The 20,365-nt window shown below is 53.0% G+C and carries 24 protein-coding genes; 21 read left to right on the forward strand and 3 right to left on the reverse strand.

Features of this window, described 5'->3' with window-relative positions; translation table 11 throughout:
• The first annotated feature begins 10 nt into the window (after positions 1 to 10).
• From H6507_09455 to H6507_09495, 9 genes are all read left to right on the forward strand, one after another.
• The gene (locus tag H6507_09455; GenBank protein ID MCB9369319.1) at positions 11 to 850 is read left to right on the forward strand and encodes a M48 family metallopeptidase; all 840 of its coding nucleotides are present in this window, start codon (positions 11 to 13) and stop codon (positions 848 to 850) included.
• A 547-nt stretch (positions 851 to 1,397) separates the two neighbouring features.
• Positions 1,398 to 3,020 carry a leucine-rich repeat domain-containing protein gene (locus H6507_09460; GenBank protein ID MCB9369320.1) on the forward strand — a complete coding sequence of 541 codons (1,623 nt, stop codon included), beginning with the start codon at positions 1,398 to 1,400 and terminating at the stop codon, positions 3,018 to 3,020.
• Positions 3,017 to 3,322 (forward strand): hypothetical protein, encoded by a 306-nt coding sequence (locus H6507_09465; protein MCB9369321.1) that lies wholly within the window; start codon positions 3,017 to 3,019, stop codon positions 3,320 to 3,322. The genes H6507_09460 and H6507_09465 overlap by 4 nt, the downstream gene beginning before the upstream one ends.
• Positions 3,323 to 3,407: 85 nt before the next feature.
• A complete protein-coding gene (locus H6507_09470; protein ID MCB9369322.1) occupies positions 3,408 to 3,884 on the forward strand; it encodes a hypothetical protein in 477 nt (158 codons plus the stop codon).
• 108 nt (positions 3,885 to 3,992) lie between these two features.
• Entirely contained in the window at positions 3,993 to 5,726 is a 1,734-nt protein-coding gene (locus H6507_09475) for a T9SS type A sorting domain-containing protein (GenBank protein MCB9369323.1), read from the forward strand.
• 35 nt (positions 5,727 to 5,761) lie between these two features.
• A complete protein-coding gene (locus H6507_09480; protein MCB9369324.1) occupies positions 5,762 to 7,486 on the forward strand; it encodes a T9SS type A sorting domain-containing protein in 1,725 nt (574 codons plus the stop codon).
• Positions 7,487 to 7,489: 3 nt separating this feature from the next.
• Positions 7,490 to 7,717 (forward strand): hypothetical protein, encoded by a 228-nt coding sequence (locus H6507_09485; protein MCB9369325.1) that lies wholly within the window; start codon positions 7,490 to 7,492, stop codon positions 7,715 to 7,717.
• A 71-nt stretch (positions 7,718 to 7,788) separates the two neighbouring features.
• Positions 7,789 to 8,043: a hypothetical protein gene (locus tag H6507_09490; GenBank protein ID MCB9369326.1), complete on the forward strand. Its 255-nt coding sequence runs from the start codon at positions 7,789 to 7,791 to the stop codon at positions 8,041 to 8,043.
• Positions 8,040 to 8,312, forward strand: coding sequence for a hypothetical protein (locus H6507_09495; protein ID MCB9369327.1), 273 nt, complete (start codon positions 8,040 to 8,042; stop codon positions 8,310 to 8,312). The genes H6507_09490 and H6507_09495 overlap by 4 nt, the downstream gene beginning before the upstream one ends.
• A gap of 95 nt (positions 8,313 to 8,407) precedes the next feature.
• On the opposite strand, the gene H6507_09500 is transcribed toward H6507_09495, so the two are convergent.
• Together H6507_09500 and H6507_09505 are read right to left on the reverse strand one after the other, a co-directional pair.
• Positions 8,408 to 8,809 (reverse strand): prepilin-type N-terminal cleavage/methylation domain-containing protein, encoded by a 402-nt coding sequence (locus tag H6507_09500; GenBank protein ID MCB9369328.1) that lies wholly within the window; start codon positions 8,807 to 8,809, stop codon positions 8,408 to 8,410.
• Between the two features lie 151 nt (positions 8,810 to 8,960).
• On the reverse strand, positions 8,961 to 9,383 hold the full coding sequence (locus tag H6507_09505; GenBank protein MCB9369329.1) for a hypothetical protein: 423 nt from the start codon (positions 9,381 to 9,383) through the stop codon (positions 8,961 to 8,963).
• A 294-nt stretch (positions 9,384 to 9,677) separates the two neighbouring features.
• On the opposite strand from H6507_09505, the gene H6507_09510 reads away from it, so the two are divergent.
• The 8 genes from H6507_09510 (at position 9,678) to H6507_09545 (ending at position 16,780) form a co-directional block, all read left to right on the forward strand.
• Entirely contained in the window at positions 9,678 to 10,559 is an 882-nt protein-coding gene (locus tag H6507_09510; protein ID MCB9369330.1) for a HindIII family type II restriction endonuclease, read from the forward strand.
• Entirely contained in the window at positions 10,556 to 11,512 is a 957-nt protein-coding gene (locus tag H6507_09515) for a site-specific DNA-methyltransferase (GenBank protein ID MCB9369331.1), read from the forward strand. Before H6507_09510 ends, H6507_09515 begins: the two co-directional genes overlap by 4 nt.
• Before the next feature lie 166 nt (positions 11,513 to 11,678).
• On the forward strand, positions 11,679 to 12,803 hold the full coding sequence (locus H6507_09520; protein MCB9369332.1) for a hypothetical protein: 1,125 nt from the start codon (positions 11,679 to 11,681) through the stop codon (positions 12,801 to 12,803).
• Positions 12,804 to 12,924: 121 nt separating this feature from the next.
• Positions 12,925 to 13,593, forward strand: coding sequence for a hypothetical protein (locus H6507_09525; GenBank protein ID MCB9369333.1), 669 nt, complete (start codon positions 12,925 to 12,927; stop codon positions 13,591 to 13,593).
• Complete coding sequence (locus H6507_09530; protein MCB9369334.1) at positions 13,593 to 13,916, forward strand: nucleotidyltransferase domain-containing protein; 324 nt, start codon at positions 13,593 to 13,595, stop codon at positions 13,914 to 13,916. The genes H6507_09525 and H6507_09530 overlap by 1 nt, the downstream gene beginning before the upstream one ends.
• Complete coding sequence (locus H6507_09535) at positions 13,913 to 14,290, forward strand: HEPN domain-containing protein (protein MCB9369335.1); 378 nt, start codon at positions 13,913 to 13,915, stop codon at positions 14,288 to 14,290. Before H6507_09530 ends, H6507_09535 begins: the two co-directional genes overlap by 4 nt.
• Positions 14,291 to 14,333: 43 nt before the next feature.
• Entirely contained in the window at positions 14,334 to 16,268 is a 1,935-nt protein-coding gene (gene gyrB, locus H6507_09540) for a DNA topoisomerase (ATP-hydrolyzing) subunit B (GenBank protein MCB9369336.1), read from the forward strand.
• Between the two features lie 2 nt (positions 16,269 to 16,270).
• Entirely contained in the window at positions 16,271 to 16,780 is a 510-nt protein-coding gene (locus tag H6507_09545) for a hypothetical protein (GenBank protein ID MCB9369337.1), read from the forward strand.
• Here the strand turns inward: H6507_09545 and H6507_09550 are convergent.
• Positions 16,777 to 16,932 carry a hypothetical protein gene (locus H6507_09550; GenBank protein ID MCB9369338.1) on the reverse strand — a complete coding sequence of 52 codons (156 nt, stop codon included), beginning with the start codon at positions 16,930 to 16,932 and terminating at the stop codon, positions 16,777 to 16,779. The two genes, H6507_09545 and H6507_09550, sit on opposite strands and share 4 nt — an antisense overlap.
• Here H6507_09550 and H6507_09555 point away from each other — a divergent pair.
• Genes H6507_09555 through H6507_09570 form a run of 4 tightly spaced genes read left to right on the forward strand, consistent with a single transcriptional unit; the run spans position 16,932 to position 20,300 of the window.
• Positions 16,932 to 17,813: a hypothetical protein gene (locus H6507_09555; GenBank protein MCB9369339.1), complete on the forward strand. Its 882-nt coding sequence runs from the start codon at positions 16,932 to 16,934 to the stop codon at positions 17,811 to 17,813. The two genes, H6507_09550 and H6507_09555, sit on opposite strands and share 1 nt — an antisense overlap.
• A 20-nt stretch (positions 17,814 to 17,833) precedes the next feature.
• Positions 17,834 to 18,349, forward strand: a complete 516-nt coding sequence (locus H6507_09560) for an SRPBCC domain-containing protein (protein MCB9369340.1) — start codon at positions 17,834 to 17,836, stop codon at positions 18,347 to 18,349.
• Between the two features lie 23 nt (positions 18,350 to 18,372).
• Positions 18,373 to 19,563, forward strand: coding sequence for a hypothetical protein (locus H6507_09565; GenBank protein ID MCB9369341.1), 1,191 nt, complete (start codon positions 18,373 to 18,375; stop codon positions 19,561 to 19,563).
• Complete coding sequence (locus H6507_09570) at positions 19,560 to 20,300, forward strand: ABC transporter ATP-binding protein (protein ID MCB9369342.1); 741 nt, start codon at positions 19,560 to 19,562, stop codon at positions 20,298 to 20,300. Before H6507_09565 ends, H6507_09570 begins: the two co-directional genes overlap by 4 nt.
• The last annotated feature ends 65 nt before the right edge of the window (positions 20,301 to 20,365 follow it).

Here is a 20,365-nt window from a genome sequence, read left to right on the forward strand (position 1 = left end):
GAGGTTGGAAATGAAGAAGTTTGTCATGTTGGCGCTCGTGACTATGGCGCTGATGGTTTCGTGTTACACAAATCCGGAAACGGGTCGCCGCGGATTGATGTTGATTCCGTCGTCGCAAGAGGCGGAATTGGGATTCTCGGCGTTCCAAGAAATTAAATCATCCACGCCGCGCACAACGGATCAGGCTCAGCAGGATCTGGTCGAGAAGGTCGGCCGGAGAATTTCGTCGGTAGTCAGCCTGCCGAATGCGCAGTGGGAATATGTTTGTTTCAAATCGGACGAGCCGAATGCGTTTTGCTTGCCGGGCGGAAAGATCGGCGTGTATAGTGCTATTTTGCCGATTACAAAGAATGAAGCGGGACTGGCGGCGGTGATGGGACATGAAGTCGCGCACGCGACGGCGCGGCACGGCGGCGAGCGCATGAGTGAACAACTCGTGACGAGTTTGGGCGGCATGGCGCTCGACATTGCACTCGCAAATAAACCCGAACAGACGCGCGCGTTGGCGATGACCGCCTACGGAGTGGGCACGACTTTGGGAAGAACATTGCCGCACTCACGCACGCAAGAACTTGAAGCGGACCGCATGGGCTTGACGTACATGGCCCGCGCGGGCTACGATCCGCGTGAAGCGGTCGCGTTCTGGCAGCGGTTCAAAGCCTATAAAGGCAGCGGCGGAAGCGTGCCCGCGTTTTTGTCGACACACCCGACGGATGACCGCCGCATCGCGCAGCTTGAAAGATTGCTGCCCGACGCCATCAAAGAATATGAAAAAAGCGGCGGCCAAAGCAGCAGCACCAGCAGCAGCACCGGCACACCGAGGAGAAGCGGAAAAGTCAGAGAGAGATAGGATAGAATAAGTTCGGGAGCACATATCAGCACATAGGAGTATGATCATGAGTCGGATGCTATGGGTTGGAATTTTTTTGGTAGGGATGGTGGGGATGGCGAGGGGGCAGGTAAATGCATTTCTAATTTATGACTCTTCAGTGGAGCCGCCGCTTACGGATCAATGCGTGGGCGGCAACCCGATCCCTGACGGTTACCTTGTGGAGATTTATTGGGATGCGGACAATGACGGCCCGGATGCCGATGATACGCCTCCGGTCGTTGGTTCGGGACCAGGGGAGTGCAATTTTAACTCCTTCCTTACGAGGGGGGAGGAGTTTTTTGGTCAAGCCGGCGGGTTCGCAACCGACCCTGCGTTTTCTATGAACACGGTGCTGGAGCCTGCGCGATTTTGGCTGCGGGTTTGGACTGGTGATGAAGGAGTGTGTTTGCGATCAAATTCCTTCACTATCTCTGGCGGCATTCATGATTACTTCTTCACGCACGATGACTTCACATGTTTGGAACTGCCATGCGACGATTGCGGACCGTTGACGGCGCCGCAAGTCGTGATTCTTCCGCAAGGAGACGACATCGTGTTGACTTGGAACCCAGTAGACACGACGACTGCGGGGTGCACCGTTGATGGCAAAGACTATCTCGTTTATGTTTCAGAATCTCCTGACGGTCCGTACGACTATCTTGCCTGGACTTCGGATACGACATTCACCGACGCAGGAGCTGTCGCCCAGCTTGCGCAGAGATACTATCAAGTAACTGCGGACAAAGGCGTGCAATTCGCCGATCCAAATCTTGAACAGGCAGTGCGGGAGCAGTTGGGGAATTTTGACGAGCCATTGTTGAGGGAGGACCTTGAAAGCGTGACCGACCTAGATGCGGGAAATCGAGGGATACAAAATCTTTCCGGCATTCAATGGTTGAAAAACCTTGAAGAACTCTATTTGCTTGACAACCCAATTGGAGACATTGCTCCGCTTTCTGAGCTGTCACGGCTGCAACTTCTCTTCTTGCGAAGCAGCCAACCGCTAGATCTTACACCCCTTTCAACATTGTACGAACTTACCCATCTATTGATAAGTGTCGTCAGCTTCGATCAAGCCATTAACATTGCACCCCTTGCGCCCCTTATACAACTTGAATGGCTATATGTTGTTGGCGGCCAACTGACAGATCTAACACCAATCTCTGGCCTTACGAATTTGTCTTATCTTTCGTTGCTTAACGAGCCCCAGATTTCGGATATTGGGCCACTAGCAAACCTTATACAACTTCAGCATTTACTCATTGTAAACAGCCAAATTTCGAGTGTCAGCCCGTTGGCGAATCTCGGACAATTGACAAACCTAGACCTGCAGGGAAACCAACTCTCGGATATCTGCCCGTTAGGGGGGCTGACACAAATGCAACAGCTAAATCTAGGCAACGGCGAAATATCAAACATAAGCGCACTATCAAGCCTGAGTCAACTGACTTACTTGTACCTTGGTCGGAATCAGATTGCAGATACTGGACCACTGTCAGCGCTAACAGATCTCACATTTTTAGACCTTTCTTTCGCACAAATAACAGAAATCGATCAACTTGCCAATCTAACTCAATTGCAGACATTGGGACTCGCTGGAAACCAAATCTCAGACATCTCGCCGTTAGCAAGTCTTGCACAACTGCGAAGTTTGGCTCTTGCCTCTAACCAAGTTTCCGAAATATCTTCTTTATCGAATTTGTTGCAGCTTGAATCGTTGATTCTCAATGGTAACCAAATTTCGGACGTAAGCTCAATTACGGGTTTATCGCAAGTTCAGTACATAGATATCGGATCGAATCAGATCAACGATCTTCAGGCCCTAGTAGACAATCAGGGTCTAAATAGCGGGGACATTTTGATCGCAGACAATAATCCCCTAAGCGAAACGGCCCTGACCGTCCAGATACCCGAGCTTATCAGTCGCGGTGTCAATGTATATTACGACGGCGCTGCGCGGGAAAGCGATGGCCAAGGCGATATGTATGAAGCTGGCACACCGGAAAGCAACCCGCTTTGGCGACTTCTTGATGATGCAAGCACTCCGGAAGGCAAAAGAGAGATGCTTCGAAAAGAGATAGAACTTAGAGTTTCCAAGCACATTGAAGAAGCAAAGGAACAGAGTACCAACCATCACCCCAAGCGATGAAGTTTGCTGACTTTATCAAGCGCGGAGAGATCATTGTCGCATTTGTTGTGGGAGTGTGTTTGATCTTGAAGGTGTGGGCGATCCGGAGGTGGTTTAATCTGGAAGTGAATGTGCTCGACTTGTACATTCCGCCGATATTGCTTGCCGTGTACGGTCCGGTTCGCGCAATCATGGCGAAAAAGAAAACTCCGAACGGTTTTCGCTGGGACAGCCCGCTGTTGTGGAGCGTTTTGATAGTCTTGGCAACGGTTCTTTCAACGTACATGTATGTGATCAGGATTAGAATGGTCTGGAACACATAGTTCTATACGCGGCGCGAAGGCAGAGTCGCGAACAGCAACAATCCAAAGCAAAAATGATTCGAAAACGAGACGCAAGGAGATGATAGTGCCCAGATTTGCACCGATTAGCATTGTACTTTCAATAATTTTAGTCGCCGCGCTATGGCCGCGTGATGAAGTCGTGCGGTACGACGCGCCGGTAATCTTAAGCGGGGCATCCGCAGCGGATGCTTCCGCGAGTGAAGAAGAAACGCATTCGACCTCCGCTGTGTCAGGCGGCACGGCGGAAGACGTGCCGTGGCTGCACGTCGAAGTCGAAACCAAGTACGCGTGGATCTATCAGAAATCCGTCGGTCGCGCGTGGACAACCGTGTCGCGCGAAGATACGACGCGGGTTAACGTCGGTGAATTGTGCATCGAGCTTGAAGCTCACGGCAAGCATACGCTGTGCGAAAGCGACACAAGCTACCTTGAGATCACGGATCTAAAACGCCGTTTGGCCTGCAAGAAAAAAACCGCCGTGGTTTCCGCATGGACGCAAGCGCCGAACATCAAGAAAACCACAGTGAAGATGGAACCGTAGCCAGCGCAGGCGCCGGACTCAATGTGCCGGTGCGATGGCTTAATGTTGGAAGATTATCTTAGGAAATTCGGGTCCCGGGTGATTGTTTGGACTTGAAAGGAGTCTGACATGATGCCTCGAATTATATTGTTGCTGGTTTGTCTCGCGGCGAGCAACGCGCACGCGCAGTGGAGTTTTGACAACGCGGTCCCGCTTGGTTTTGCGCAGGGTCCCGTTTCGAAGAACCTTGCCGTCGATCAAGATTTCAACGTGCATACGGCATTTCGAAGCGGTTCGAATGTGCTTTATCACTACAAACAAAGTTCGAACGGCGAGTGGTTGATGGCAGAGAGTGTCACCGATTCGGCCTCAATGGGAACACTCGGCGATATTGCGATCGCGCTGAACCCTCTGACGATGCTGCCGGTCGTGGTGTTTCAGTCGAACGAAAGAATATGGTTTGCGGAGCGGCAGAACGGCGGCGTGTGGACGAGGACGCTGCTGGGTGATTCGACCGAAGCAGCCTACTCGCCGGATGTGGCGGTGAATTTGGACGGCCATATTTACGTGGTGTACATCGTCGACCGCACGAACGGTTATCAATTGGGATGCGCATATTTTGACGGGTTCGTGTGGCAATTTGACTATATCGACACGGACATCGGTGATTTTGGTTTAGGCGCGGCGCCGCGCGTTGCGATGGACGGGAATAGCGCGGCGCACATCGTGTTTCGCGGAGGAAATTTCGGAAGCTACGCTGCGCGGCATGCCACGAACGAGTTCGGCGGCGGCACAGAGTGGGTTGTATCTACGCTCGCCGTGCCGCACGCGGAGAGCTATCCGGGTGATATCGCGGTCGACGAATTTGACGGAGTGCATTGTGTTTCCAGTGGCAGCGACGGTTTTGGAATTCCGGGTCCCGTCTACTACCACCATCAATCACCCGGAGGGACCTGGTCATTCGGCGTTCCGGTGACCGGAGGCGAGAGCGCGGGCAATCCCGTAATTGCTCTCGATTCGCACGGCGATCCCCACGTGTTTGCCTTGGGCATAAACGGAAATATCTACACCGAAATGTTGATTTATTCAAGTTCGGTTACGGGCTGGTTTCCGGAAACTATCTACGGCCATTCGTCGGGAACACCGGCACTTGTGATCGATCCTCTGGACTACGGGATCGCACTTGTTCCGTCGACAGAATGGGGCGGATCAATTTTCTACCTCAAAAGCACAGAGTCGCTTGTCCCTCAAACGTGGGTACCGGAAATCAGTATTGAACCCGGAACGCTGGTGTTTGATACGGTGTTTGTCGGAAGAGACTCCACGCTTGAGATTCGCCTGACAAACCCGAGCGAAGTCGTACTTAACATATCCGGCTTTGATCTCAATTCTCCGGTTTTTCACGGACCAGACGAATGGCACCCCGTGCCACTGATGTGGGGATGGTCGACCGGGCTGGTCATTCGCTTTGAGCCGACGGCAAATCAACTCTATTCGGGCTTTGTGGTTATCACAAGTAATGCCATTTCCAGTCCCGACACCGTTTTTCTGACGGGTCGGGGGGTGATATTAGACGACGCGGCAGTCGCGCCGCTGTCTAACGAGTTCGCGCTGCATCCGCTCTATCCCAATCCGTTCAACGGGGGAGTGAATGTGGAGTTTGAATTGGCTCGCGACGCAGATGTTTCGCTTGACGTGTTCGATGTTTTGGGGCGACGGGTGGAAACACTCGTATCGGGCAGAATGGATGCCGGCTCGCACGTGCTGCAATGGCAAGGAGGCGAGCGCGCCGCGGGAGTGTATTTGTTCCGTCTCAATACGGGAAGCGGGACGTTCGTACAAAAGGCCGCATACTTGAAATAGGACCAGAGCTTCACACAAGAACAGAGGAGACGAACATGCGTGGACTGCACACGTTCTTGATGGGATTGATTGTTCTGATTGGAACAACGGCAAATGCACAGTGGGATTTTTCACAGCTTGACTCGAGCGGATATGGAAATCCCTACAATGGAAAAGGGTTGGCCGTCGATCACGACGGAAATGCCTATGTGATTTCCGGCTACGAGCAGCTTACGATGCATGTTCGATCCGTGGACACAGGACAATGGTCCAACGGCGGTTTCATCAGCGACAGCACAATCAACTCGCAAGTCGGCGACGCCGCAATCTATTGGAATTCGGACACAGAAAAGCCCATTGTGGTGTTCGAGTCGTTCGGACGAATCTGGTTTGCGACGCGCGACCAGGACGGAGCATGGCACCGCACAGCCCTCAACGGCAACACTGAAACCGGAGCTTCTCCGGACATTTCCGCGAATGCGAACGGACAGATATACGCCGCATGGATAGACGAAGACGGCGGGGTGTATCAACTCAACTACAGCTATTTTGACGGTTCCGCATGGGAAACGGATGATATTCAAGCTGAGTTGGGAGAATTCGGGCTGGGAGCCGCGCCGCACGTCGCGGTTGATCCGGCGGGTGCGGGAAATGTCCTCTTTCGCGGAGTTGTCGATGGGTTCTATCAAGCACAGATTGCGACAAACACAACTCCCGGCGGAACTGACTGGAGTGTTTTGACACTCAATGTGCCGACCATGGAAAGTTATCCGGGAGACGCCGTGTGCGGGATTGACGGAACCCTCTACTGTCTGTCATCCGGCAGCGAAGGATTTGGTATTCCCGGACCGGTATATTTTCACCGCCGCTTCGGCGGGCAATGGGAGACGGGTATTGGAGCTTCGGGCGGCACTAACGCCGCCGCGCCGCTGATTGCCCTGAGCGAAATCTTCACGCCGCATACGATCTGGATGGAAGTTGTGGGCAACATTTATACGGGCGCGCTGGGTTATTCAACCGAATCCACGGATTGGACGCCAGTCACGCTTTACAGTCACGCGGGCGGAAACGCGGCCTTCGCGATTGACGGAGACGACTACGGCCACATTTTGCTGAATACGGAATCCGGCCAAACGATCTATGTGCGCTCGATGAGGCCGCTCACCTACGAGCCGGGATCTCCGGCAGTGACGTTAATTCCGGACACCCTCGCCTTTGATTCAACGGAAGTGAACGCAATTCGGTCGAGCATGCTGACGGTGTTAAACAGCGGAGACGGCCAGCTGATCTTGAATGAAATCACCTCCGACGACCCGGCATTCATCGCGCCGCAGATCTTCACGATATCCATTTCGCCCGGAGGGTCGGTGGGGGCAGAGATCAGCTTTGCGCCTACGGAATCCGGAGAGTTTGACGGACACATTTTGGTTTGGAGTTCGGCAAACACAAGCCCGGATACATTATATGTATCGGGAACCGGTTACATTTTGTCGACGGCTGACGACTCTTCACTGCCGGAAAACTTCGCGCTGCATCCGCTCTATCCCAATCCGTTTAACGGCGGAGTGAATGTAGAGTTTGAATTGGCTCGCGACGCAGATGTTTCGCTTGGCGTGTTCGATGTTTTGGGGCGACGGGTGGAAACACTTGTGACGGGCAGAATGAACGCGGGTTCGCATGTCGTGCAATGGGATGGCGGCGCACGCGCGGCGGGGATCTATCTGTTCAGGCTTGATGCTGGCGGGCAGACGTTTGTGCGGAAAGCGTTGTATCTGAAATAGCAAATGGAAAAGAAACTCACTATCGGAATCGTCATTGGCGGAATCATTGTCGTTTGGACATTGATTGAGATGTGGTGGTATTGGTATCGTCCGTGGTCACGGGGAGAAAGGGCGAAGGACGAAATGCAGCGGCAATACGGGGGAAGCCGGACGTGGGTTTATCTGTTTATCGTGACGATTGTGCTGTTGACGATTTGGTTCTTGATGACCAGCGGGTGGTCGCCGGGGTGATGCACTTCGCCGCGCTCGGGGACTGATGCGCCGTACATGAATTGACAATAGAGGCGGGACATCCGCAGCGGATGTTGCCGCGAATTCACTCTAATATCGGAAATCGGAAAGCTCTCGAAATGGAAGCTGTTGCCGTTCTGCTGATACTCTTTTTGCTCGGGCTGTTCGCGGCATTCATTCATGCAGGACGGAACAGCAGAGGTGGACTCGGGTATGTACTTGGACGGCAAGATGGTCGCGGGAAGGTGGTCTTTGCCACAGTACTCCTGATTGTGTTGTTTGCCGTGGCACAGTACTTAATGTGGAAATCGGTGAGCCACCCGTGACAAAAGGGGCCATGATGGGTGATGTTTCTTTTGCAGCAGTGCTCGCCGTTGCCGATGCTTTGCCGCGAAATCTTGTCGTATTCTATGTAATTCTCGCGGTTGTGGTTCTCGCTTTGATGATTTGGGGGCTGCCGCGCGGGAGAAGCAGCGAGTTATTTTCCTATATTGAAAGACGGCACGGCGCGTTTAAGGCGTGGATGTTTTTTGTCGTGGTAGCGGCGGTGCTGCTCTGGTTGAGGTTGTTTGGCGGTTGGTATTCTTTGCGGTAAAACAGAACCCCCTTTTGTCCCCCCTGAGGACCGGGGGGAAAGCAGAAAAAAGCGACTCGGTGGAGTCGCTTTTTCAATTTGTGCGTTGCCGCGATTTATTGCACTGCGGTTCCCAGCGGATCCGCCGATACCCCCGTACTACTATGATCCGTGGCAACGACTTGAATCTCGTAGCTCTCGCCGTTGTTGATCGGAGTGTAGGAAAAAGAAGAGAAATTCTGACCGTCAGGCAAAATCATATAGTCATTTCCCGAAGGATCAATCAACGCCGCCGTAATGGACGACACGTTGCCGAAGTTCTGGTCCGGGAATGCTCCGTAGTCTATTTCGTAAACCGCGAGAGCTTTACGGAAGTGATCCACGTCGGCCACGGCTGCCGTAACATAGGCGCGATCTTGGGATGCTAAGAATCTGGGTACAGCAATGGCCGCGATGATGCCGATGATGACAATCACGACCAAGAGCTCAATTAGGGTGAATCCACGCTGCTTTTTCATGGCGAACGCTCCTGCTAAGGTTCTGCTCATACTTTAGCAAGCGGAGTGCCACGGCAAGCATGCTGTTTTTATTGAAGTGCCGACAAATAAAAGACCCTCGTAATCAGAGGGTCTTTTGATAATTGCAACAGCGTGTTGCGTTTTTCATCGTTTAACCTTCGGAACGCGCGCTCGCGCTGGCCGGATTGGCCACGACCGGAGTATTTTTGCGGTCGCGGGCGCGGATCACTATCGTATAGCCGTCGCCGTCTTCATCCGGGACATAGCTAAAACCGGTTAATTCCTTATCACTGGGAATATGGATATAGGGACGACCCTGAGGGTCGCGCAATTCGCGGGCGAACTCGAGCGGGTTGGAGATTGAATCGTCCGGGAAACTGCCGTAGTCGACTTCGTAGGCAGCCAACGCGGCGCGGAAGTTGTTCGCGTCCGAGATGGCATTGGCCACTAAGCTGCGGTCACGCAAGGTGAGTAAGTGTCCAGAAATCAATCCTATAAACACAACCATGCAGACCAGGCCGAGCCAGATCTGCGCGGAGCGGGTTCCATTTAGTTGTCCATTATTCTGTTCCATTGGGTAGCTCCTTCTCCGTGTGTACCCCCTAAGCCTACTAAGTATAGTAGCAATATCGATTCCTTTCTGTTTGAGTTGCACTAAAAGATTGAAAATTCGTATATTTATCAGCTATGGGTGAACCGGACGCTGGGGAATTTGAACCTGCTGAACTTGGGTGAATGAACCGGAGGTGGGTGAGATGGCGAACTTGAAGTTTTTGCTGGTTTATTTCGCGCTCCTTGTTCCAATTGCGCCGTTTGCACAACTGCAGGTGGAGTGGGTTTGGGAGCGAGCTGAGCCGATGAATATTACGTGAACATATCGGGCAAAGTGAACAGAAAAGCGCTGATTGATCTGATGTTTCACGTGTCGAGCAAAGACAATGCGTTCGACATTCTTGAACAGACGCTCCAGACCCTTGACCGCAATGCCATTGAAACAACGCTGATTGAATGCGGGGTTCTGCCCGAAGTGTTCGAGCATGATTCTTCGGAAGAGAAGCTCTGGGCAAAATACACGGACATCTTGCTTGCTCGCGCCCTCGGATTCATTGGTATGGACTCGCAGGTCATGCGCACTCGAGGCGATTCAGCGGACGTTTTTGCCAAGACGAAGAACTACTCGCTGGTAGCCGATGCCAAGACGTTTCGGCTCAGCAGGACTGCAAAAAACCAGAAGGACTTTAAGGTCAATGCGCTGAATGATTGGCGCAGAAAAGATACCTACGCGTTGCTTGTCGGTCCACTCAGCCAATACCCAACGAACAGCAGCCAAATCTATGCTCAGGCAATCGCCCTGAATGTAACACTTTTCTCGTATGTCCACTTGAATCTAATCATGGAATCGGGAATAGACGCGCGCAATCTGACGCCGATTTGGGAGATTGGCAAAGCGTTGTCGAAGGCACTCCCCACGGGCGAAAAGAAGAGCGCTGAACGATATTGGGCGAAAGTTGACTCGACTGTTTGCGAAGTGCTTGGCAAAAGCGAAGCGGAACTTAGTGCAGTAAAAGCCGTTGAACGCAAAACAACTCAACGGCTGGGTAATGAAGGCATCAACTTTTGGAAAGCAGAAATCGAGAAGATACGTACTCTGTCCAAGAACGAAGCCATTGAACGGCTGATTGCTGCACAAAAGATACCACAAAAAATTACGCAGATTGAAAAGGCCGTAACAAGAGCACTGGAACTGTGAACGACCCATATTTGAACAACTTGGTTTGTGGAGATTGTCGTGTCGAAATTCCTAAGCTGGAAGACCACTCCATAGACCTCTTTCTGTCAGATATTCCATATGGTATCAGCTTGGATGACTGGGATGTGCTTCACAATAATACGAACTCCGCTCTTCTCGGCCAGTCTCCGGCACAAATCGGCAAATCAGGTTTCAAGCGCAGAGGGAAACCGATTAACGGGTGGTCGCAGGCCGATCGCAATATGGGACAGGAATACGAGGCGTGGTGCAAGGAGTGGAGTCAATCGCTCTTTCCCAAGATGAAGAAGGGCGCGTCGCTATTCGTGTTTGGCGCAAGGCGCACGATTCATCGCGTCATTAATGCGTTTGAGGACACCGGTTTTCTGCTAAAGGACATGCTTGCTTGGCGCAAGCCCGGAGCGCACCACAGAGCTCAGAGAATTAGTATCGTATTCGAAAGGCGCGGGCTCCACGAGGAGGCGAAACGCTGGGAAGGGTGGCGCCTCGGGAATCTCGCGCCGGAATTCGAACCGATAGTATGGTTCACGACTCCGTATCGAATTGGCGGAACTATCGCGGACAACGTGCTGGAGAACTCCGTTGGCGCATTGAATGCCGACAACTGTTTTATCAATGGCGGACGTCCGACCAATTTACTTGAGTTCGACTTTGGCAAGGACGAAACGAGAATTCACGAAGCGCAAAAACCCATCAAACTAATCGAGTTCCTGATTAGCTTGACAACGATTGAGGGACAGGTTGTGCTCGATCCCTTCATGGGCAGCGGCACAACGGCCGCCGCCGCATTAAGTTTGGGACGCAAGTATATCGGGTTTGAGCTCAACGCAGAATTTCATGCGGACGCGTCAAAGCGGCTGCAAGCGCTTGCCGAGCGTGGCCACAATCCAAACGGCCACAGGCAGAATTCGAACTTGAACCTTTTCTCGTCATAAGAATAAAACGAAAGGACGCCCACAAAACAAATTTACGCAGGCAGGGCCTGCTCCGGTTTTGCCGGTAAGTAATGGCGGACTGAGAGCCGTCACTTAGTATTCGGAATGGCGCGGACAGAGAGCCGCACCGAAAATTTTCACGGTTTCTAAAACAAGGAGTACGATCATGACCCTCGAACAGCAAATCAAGCTGTGGCACCTCTCCACGCAAACCAGTTTTTGTCATTGGTGGGCGCGTGGCTATCACTATGTTGAAGTTCCTTCCATGGTGCGCGCGTCGGGAGCCTGCGAATTTGTGGATTCTCTGATGGAAGCGTCGCTCGATTCGAGTTTGAATTGGGCCGCGCAGCCGGTCTTTCTCAAGCAAACGGGACAGCTTCATCTCGAAGGCGCGCTGGGACTTTTCCCGAAGACCTTCACTGTGGGACGCAGCTTCCGCGGCGAGCGCCACAATCCGTCCGACGGCCGTCACTGCATGGAGTTTTCGCTGCATGAAATCGAATTCACCGGCGAACAAAGCGAGCTTTACGGCGCGCTGCTGAACGAAATTCAGGGATTCGTGCAAGCGCTGGCTTCAAACGTAAGCGCGCACGCGGATGAACTCGGAATTTCGAAAGCACACGCGAAGAAGCTGCACAAGTGGGCGACCACGCCGTTCGCAAAGTTGACTTACGACGAAGCAATCGCGACGCTGCAAAAAGATGGCGAGTCCATTCAGTGGGGAATGGATTTCACGCACTGGCAGGAACTCAAGCTGGCTGAAATGTTCGGGCCGATCTTCCTGACGAAGTTCCCCGATCCGATGTGGGAGCATCCCGAGCTTGAGGGCCGCGAACTGCGTGTGATCAAGTTCTTTAACATGTATCCCGACGGCAAGGGCCGTATCGACAGCGCGGATTTAATTCTACCCGGCAGCGGCGAATCGGTCGGCGCGGCGGTGCGCTTGCACTTGCTTGACCTTTTGAAAGAACGGCTGACGAATTCGATCATGTTCGAGCATCTCGTGTCGCGCCGCTTCGAGTGGTTTGCGCGCGCGGGGAAGAACGTGAGTGAGGGCGAAGTGGAAGCGTCGGTGCTGTCGGATTTCGCGCCGTATATCGAGCAGGTTTCGACACATGCGTTGCCGCACGCGGGCTGCGGATTCGGCATGAACCGCATTCTGCAATGTCTTGCGGGCAAGGCCACGATCGAAGAGATCGACGCTTTCCCGGTGACGTTCGCGAACTTCCAACATGCGAACACGGTCGCGGAAATGGAAGCCGCACGTGAAGGGCATCTCGTCGAAGCGTAGCCGTTTGCCATTGCGGGTCTTGAGACCCACAACGGCGATTCTTGATTGAAATTGCTGCGCGGGTGCCACGGATTGTGGGCGCCCGCGCGGCGAGTGTTTTTAATAGGACAGGGGAGTCACAGTGTTTATCGGGCATTATGGCGTTGCGTTGGCGGCTAAAAAGGTTGAGCCTCGGCTCTCGCTTTGGTGGCTGTTTTTGGCGACGCAGTTTGTCGATATTTTGTGGACGAGTTTTGTGTTGACGGGTGTCGAAAGAGTTTTGATCGAGCCCGGGCATACGGCCGCGAGTCCGCTTAATTTTATTTCGTATCCGTATTCGCACAGTTTGTTGATGGCCGTGGTGTGGGGTGCGGTGGTGTACGGGCTTGCACGCGTGCTGCCGAATTTCAAATCGCTCGGTTCTAAAGCGGCGCTGGTGTTGGGGGCCGTAACTGTATCGCATTGGTTTGCCGATGTGCCGGTGCATATCGCGGACTTGCCGCTCGCGTTTGGCGCATCGCCGATGGTGGGATTGGGACTTTGGAACAGCAAAATTGCAACCGTCGCTGCCGAAGGAATTTTGTTTCTGGGGGGATTGTGGATTTATTTGCGAGCGACGAAACCCGACGGCAAGCGCGGGAAATTCGGAATGACCGTCTTTTGTTTGTTGTTGTTGGGCGTATTTACAATGACTACGTTTTCGGGCGATGCGCCGCCGAGTACAACGGTACTCGCGGTGTCGGGGTTGGTGATGTATTTTGTGTTTGCGGGGATTGCAGGGTGGCTGGATAAGAGACGGGTTGCGGCGTGATGACGACTGCGAAACTGAAAAAAATATTAGATGAATTACGCGGGGCGCTTTCTGAGCATTATGGAGAGCGGCTGTCTAAGCTCGTGCTGTTCGGGTCGCAGGCGCGGGGGGATGCCGAAGAAGACTCGGATATTGATGTGCTGGTGGTGCTGAATAGTCCCGTTCGACCACTGAAGGAAATTGCGGAGACGGGAGACTTTGTGGCGCGGATTTCGGCGGAGAACGGAGTGGTGATCAACACGCTGTTTGTTTCGCAGAAGGAATATGATGCGCGGCAGGAGCCTGTGATTATCAACGCGGCGCGGGAAGGGCGGGCGTTGTGAACGCGAAGCAGGAAGCGCTGCTGAGAAAAGCTGCGCGGAGTATTGTCAGCGCGGAAAAGCAGCTTGCTGACGGTGATGCGGATTTTGCGGCATCGCGGGCTTATTACGCAATGTTCTATGCCGCCGAAGCTTTGCTGCTTGCGCACGACCTTGTCTACAAAAAGCACTCTGCGGTAATTGCGGCGTTTGCGGAGCATTTCACACGCAAAGGAATTTTGCCGGAAGAGCTTCATCGGTTCTTTATTGACGCGCAGAACGCGCGATTGTCGGGCGACTACATGTCGGAAATGGATGTGTCGATAAAAGAAGTGCAAGTACACATTGATCATGCGCGGGAGTTTGTTACTACGATAACAAAGCACCTGCATGTGTAACGAAAAATAGAACTTTGGTTCATTGAGATAAACTCAAATCAATATGTCTGAAACAACAGTTGACGGAAAAGTGAGTAAAGATTACGGCGCATCGTCTATTACGGTGCTTAAGGGGCTTGAGGCTGTTCGTAAACGGCCGGCAATGTATATCGGCGATATTGGAGTGCGCGGGTTGCACCACCTTGTTTATGAAGTGGTGGACAATTCCGTGGACGAAGCGATGGCCGGACATTGCACCGAAATCGAGATGACCGTCAACACCGACGGCTCTGTGACCGTGAAAGACAATGGACGCGGCATTCCCGTCGAAATGCATCCCGTCGAAAAGAAATCGTCGCTCGAAGTTGTGATGACGATTCTGCACGCGGGCGGCAAATTCGACAAGGATTCGTACAAAGTCTCCGGCGGTCTGCACGGCGTAGGCGTTTCAGTCGTGAACGCGCTCTCCGAATGGCTGAAAGTCGAAGTAGTGCGCGACGGCATCCGATATCAGCAGACTTACAAACGCGGAATCCCCGACGGTCCTGTGCAGGAAGTCGGCAAAGCGCGCGGACGCGGTACGACCACGACATTCTTGCCCGACGCGCAAATCTTCAAGCACACCGAATTCAATTTCGACACATTGATTGACCGCGTGCGCGAATTGGCCTACTTGAACCGCGGGTTGATCATCGTCGCCGAAGACAAACGCACCGGCGCGAAGGAAACATTCGAGTTCAAAGGCGGCATCGCGGAGTTCGTGAAATATCTCGACGAGAACCGCACACCGCTGCAATCGAAGCCGATCTATTTTTCCGCCGACCGCGAAGGTGTGCCGGTGGAAATCGCCCTGCAATACAACGACGGGTACACGGACAACATCGTCACGTACGTCAACAACATTCACACGATCGAAGGCGGCACGCACCTCGTCGGTTTCAAAACGGCGTTGACGCGCACGCTGAATAATTACGCGACGAAGAGCAAGCTCTTCAAGAACGACAAGATGTCGCTTTCCGGCGACGACGTGCGCGAAGGATTGACGGCGGTGATTTCGGTGCGTGTGCAAGAGCCGCAGTTTGAAGGTCAAACGAAAACCAAACTCGGCAACGGCGAAGTGAAGGGCATCGTCGAGCAAATCGTGGGTGAAAAGCTCGGCGAATATTTCGAAGAGCATCCGCACGACGCGAAGAAGATTGTCGAGAAATCCGTGCTCGCTGCTCGTGCGCGCGACGCCGCGAGAAAAGCGCGCGACTTGACGCGCAGAAAGAGCGCGCTCGAGTCGGGAAGTCTGCCCGGCAAACTCGCGGACTGCACGACGAAAAACGTAGATATTTCTGAGCTGTTTATTGTCGAGGGCGACTCGGCGGGCGGATCGGCGAAGCAGGGACGCAACCGCGAGTTTCAGGCGATTTTGCCGCTGCGCGGAAAGGTCATCAACGTCGAAAAGGCACGACTCGACAAAATCTTGGGCAACGAAGAACTGCGCACGCTGATCACCGCTATCGGTGCGGGCATCGCGACGGAAGAAGATTTTGAAGTGACGAAATGCCGCTACGGAAAAATTATCATCATGACCGACGCGGACGTGGACGGACAGCACATTCGCACGCTGCTCTTGACATTCTTCTTCCGCTATCAACGTCCGTTGATCGAGCAGGGTAAGATGTTTATCGCGCAGCCGCCGCTCTACGGTGTGTCGAAGGGCAAGAAGAAACGCTACGCGATGGATGAAGTCGAGCGCGACAAAGTTATCCGCGAAGATTTCAACGGACCGCAAGGCGTGAGTGTGCAACGCTATAAGGGTCTCGGCGAAATGAATCCCGATCAATTGTGGGAAACCACGATGGATCCGGAAAACCGTACGCTTTTGAATGTCACCTTGGAAGACGCCGCCGCTGCCGACCACGTGTTTTCAATGCTCATGGGCGACGCCGTCGAACCGCGCCGCGAATTTATTGAGAAGAACGCGAAGTATGCCACTGAGATTGATGTGTAGGTATGGACTTAGCGCGCATAGCCACGATTTTTGATCAGCTTCAAAGCGAAGGGATCATTGGTAACTGGGCGATTGCGGGAGGATCGGCCGCGCTTTTCTATGTGGAACCATTTGTCACTTTTGATGTCGACCTCTTTGTCGCTATCGAACAACGTGGACCGCTGGTCAACCTTGACCTTTTTCACAAGCGTCTGCGAGAGCTTGGACACGATGTGAAAGGAGAACATGTTGACATTGATGGCATAGCAGTGCAAGTCATTGTGCCGCCGCCGGGAGTTGAAGCGGATGCGCTGTCACACGCCGTCAACAAGCAAAGCGCAGGCAAGGAAGTAAGAGTAGTTTCGGCTGAATATCTGATGGCGATATGTTTGAAGGTTGGCCGCGCAAAAGACAAATTGCGACTTGAGATGTTTCTGGAAGAAGAGTCCTATGACCGCGAGGTCTTCGAAAAGATTCTTGCTGAACAAGGCTTAATGGACAAATGGCGGACTTATCTTACCAACAGAGGTTAGAGCAAACGCTTGAACAAAAGCGTCGGCGTCGCCACGAGCTGGCCGCGCTTCCGATAGACCGCAAACTTGAAATCGTGCGCGAGCTTCAACTGCTTGTCTTGTCTGCTGGCCGCGCGCCAGTTTGGTGGGTTAGAGATTTTGCGCCAAAGCAATGAGCAATCGCGACGATAAGAAGTGGTTGTGGCTCTTTTTCAAAATTGGCGGAGCTGTTGTCGCCGCGTTGGTTTTGTCGTGGATTGCTCTTGTTCTTTGGAATCCGACAGAGACGTGGCAAACGCGCGGACAGTTTGGAGATATGTTTGGAGTAGTGAATGCGCTCTTTTCGGGGTTGGCGTTTGCAGCTTTTCTTGTTGCCTTAAGACAACAACAGCAGGAGCTTAAAGATTCCAGAGATGTGCTAAGTGCCCAACTCGAAGAACTCAAGGTATCAAATAGAACGAACGAGCTTCAAGCAGAGCAACTAGAACTCCAAAAAATAGAACTTGAGGCCACCCGAAAGGTCTTTGAAGATCAAAGCAGAACGCTTTCGAAGCAACAGTTTGAGGCAACGTTTTTTCAGATGTTGCAGCTTTTCTTTGATTACATAGATGAGATTGGTCCTGACGAAGACGTTCGTTCGACAGTTTTTAGGAAGTATAAAGAGCTGGTATATGCACGTCTGTTTGGCGTTTTTTTAGAAACAAAGAACGTTGATAGAAGCACCGTTCTTTCTGCGTATTCCGAACATCTAGGAGATGAAGAAAGTATACTTGGGCCGTATTTCCGCTTACTATACAACATCATGAAGTTTGTTGATAACTCTGATGTTGACAATAAGCGCTTCTATACAAACATTTTGCGTGCTTCTCTTAGTATGGATGAACTAGTGCTTATTTTTCTCAATGGAGCCGAAAGAGGAGAAGCGAAGTTCAAGCCTCTTATCGAGAAATACACTCTATTGAAACACCTAGATAAAGACATGCAGTTTGAAGAACTATTTGGAACGCATGTAGACATATTTGCCAAGACAGCATTTGTTAAACCTCGCACTTAACTTGTTCTCTGACTCCATCCATGCATTCCATTGAACTGAAACACACAACTACTGCGTCGCCGGAAAAACTTTGGCTGGCGCTTACTGATCCTAAGTATAGCCGGCAGTGGGATGGAAACCGCTGGGGGCAGAATGACGCTTGCGTGGGGGGGCAGTTGCGCGCGCGGACGGAAGAGGGGACTTTGTTCACCGCTGAGATCCTTATCTATGACGTGTGCGAACGGCTGGCCGTGCTCGCGCAGGTGCCGGTGAATCCGGAAGAGCCCGAAGAAGGGACTTACACCATTCGACAGGAATTCACGCTCGAACCGCAGCAAGGGAAAACGACATTGCATGTGAAGTTCACGGGATTTCCGGACGAATCTTCGGCGACGATGATGCGTAATACTTGGGGCGGATTTTATCTCGAAAAGATCGGCAAAGTCGCCGAATCCGTCAGCGAAAAAGACGTCGCGCAGTTCTCGCGGCCTATCGCACTCGGAAATGACTTTCCGGGCGACGTGCGGCACACGGAATTGGCGACGATCCTGCGCTGAGTCCTTCAACCGGAAGTAAGCCGATGGCAGTTTTGCCGACGCCGGAACGTCTTGGGTGGGCGTACGCGCGCAACATTCTGGATGACGCGCGGCGCTTTCCGCGACAGGCGGCGACTGATTTTGTGCTGCTGGCATTTGTCGGGTTAATGCTGCTGGGGTTGTTGTCGCAGATTGTCGCGGAGACGATTATCGCACTGGGAGAATTTGCGCAGATCTTTGTAAACTGGCTGCCGATCGTTGCGGGGATGATCGCGCTGAATGCAGCGCCCGCGAATGCCGCGAATGTTCGGCGAGCAGCAAAAGGTAATTGGCTCGAGACTCTACCGCTTGATGCGGCAACGCACGCGCAATGGGCCGTACGACGCGCGGGATATTTTGCGCTTTTTATATCGACATTGGGCGCGTTGGTGCTCTTTGACGTAACGCGCATCGAGCAGAACGCTGCCAAAGTGTCGGCCGCGAACGTGGTCCTGATGATCTGCGTTCCGGTCGCGGCGGTGCTCGTGCGAGCGGCGTTTCAACGGACGGAACTGCTTCATCCTCGGGAAACGATGGAGTGTGACATGACGCGACATCGTACGACGGTGAAAAGACGCGCTGTGCTGCTGAACTTTGAAAAGCCGCTGTTGCGCGGATTGGCAGGTTTTGTGTCGGCGCATACAAGTTCCGCGCTGATGAAGACGAAACTTGTTTTGACGCTGACCGCATCGGTGATGCTGATGGTGTTAGCAATGACCGAAGCGCAACCGCAGCTTTTGGTGTTAGGAGCGGTGCTTGCGCCGTTGATGATCAACTCAAGTTTGGAGTTGCCGATCGGGCAGGTGTACACGCTGGGCAGATCCTTGCCGCTGAGTTTTCGCAAGCTGACGTTGGCAAACGTGAGGATCACGCTGCTTCCGGCACTGCTGTTTGAAATTCCGTTTTTGATTTGCGCGCCGTTTGTTCCCGAGGGCATGCGTTGGTCTTTGATACTGCTGATATCCATACCGGGAGTCGCCGTATTTCTGTTCTTGAGGATCGCGATTGAGCAGGCGTATCCGCAATCGAAAGTTTCACGTGTGCTGTTTTCGTTTGCAGCGGCGGTGGCGATCGGTGTATTTTCTACGCAGGCGCCGCTGATTGCGCCGTTCATCGGGTTGTTGTTGGGCATTGCGTGGCTGCTCGAGCGCGGTTGGGGTATTTGGGAATTTGGATATGGTGAGCGCGCGCGATGAGCGAGACCGTTTTTGCCGCACACGATCTTTGCAAGAATTACGGCACGCGCGAAGCCGTTCGCAATTTCACGGTGAGCGCGACGGTCGGAGAATTCATCGGCCTTGTGGGGGCGAACGGTTCGGGAAAGACGACGTTTCTGAAGTGTTTGAGCGGACAGTTGCGGCCCACGTCAGGCTCTGTTGAAATCAACGGAGTGGATATGCTGCGCGATCCGGTCGAGGCGAAAGCGCGGATTGGATATGCGATTGACGCGGAAGTTTTGCCGCGAAGATTGACCGGAAACCAAATACTCGAGTTTGTCGCGGGGACAAAAGAGAGATCGAGCTGGAGCGAAGAAATTGCGCCGCTTGCGGAGATGCTCGAAATGGAGCGGCGGCTTGATGATCCCGTCGAGTCCTATTCGCAAGGCATGCGCGCAAAGACAGGCGCGCTGGCGGCGTTGATCGGAAAACCAAAGCTCTTGATTTTTGACGAAGCGTTGGCGACTTTTGATCCTGTGGCAGCGTTTCGCTTGAAGCAGTGTCTGCTCGAAGGAGTGTCTGACGGGCGATGGAGCGTTTTGCTTTCGACGCACGCCATCGAGTCCGTAGAATACACCGCCACGCGAGTGCTGATGATGCAGGATGGACAGCTTGAGGCGGACTGGTCGCGCGAGAAACTGACCGAGATGAAGAACGAGACCGGGAAGACTTTGGAACAGATTGTCGTCGAACGAATACTTCGACGAAATTCGTGAAGATAGTAGTCGCGGGACGGCTGCTAAGAAAATAGCCGGCGAGGAGACCGGTACGTCAGCGAGAT

Source organism: Calditrichota bacterium (assembly GCA_020637445.1).
GTDB lineage: Bacteria > Electryoneota > RPQS01 > RPQS01 > RPQS01 > JABWCQ01.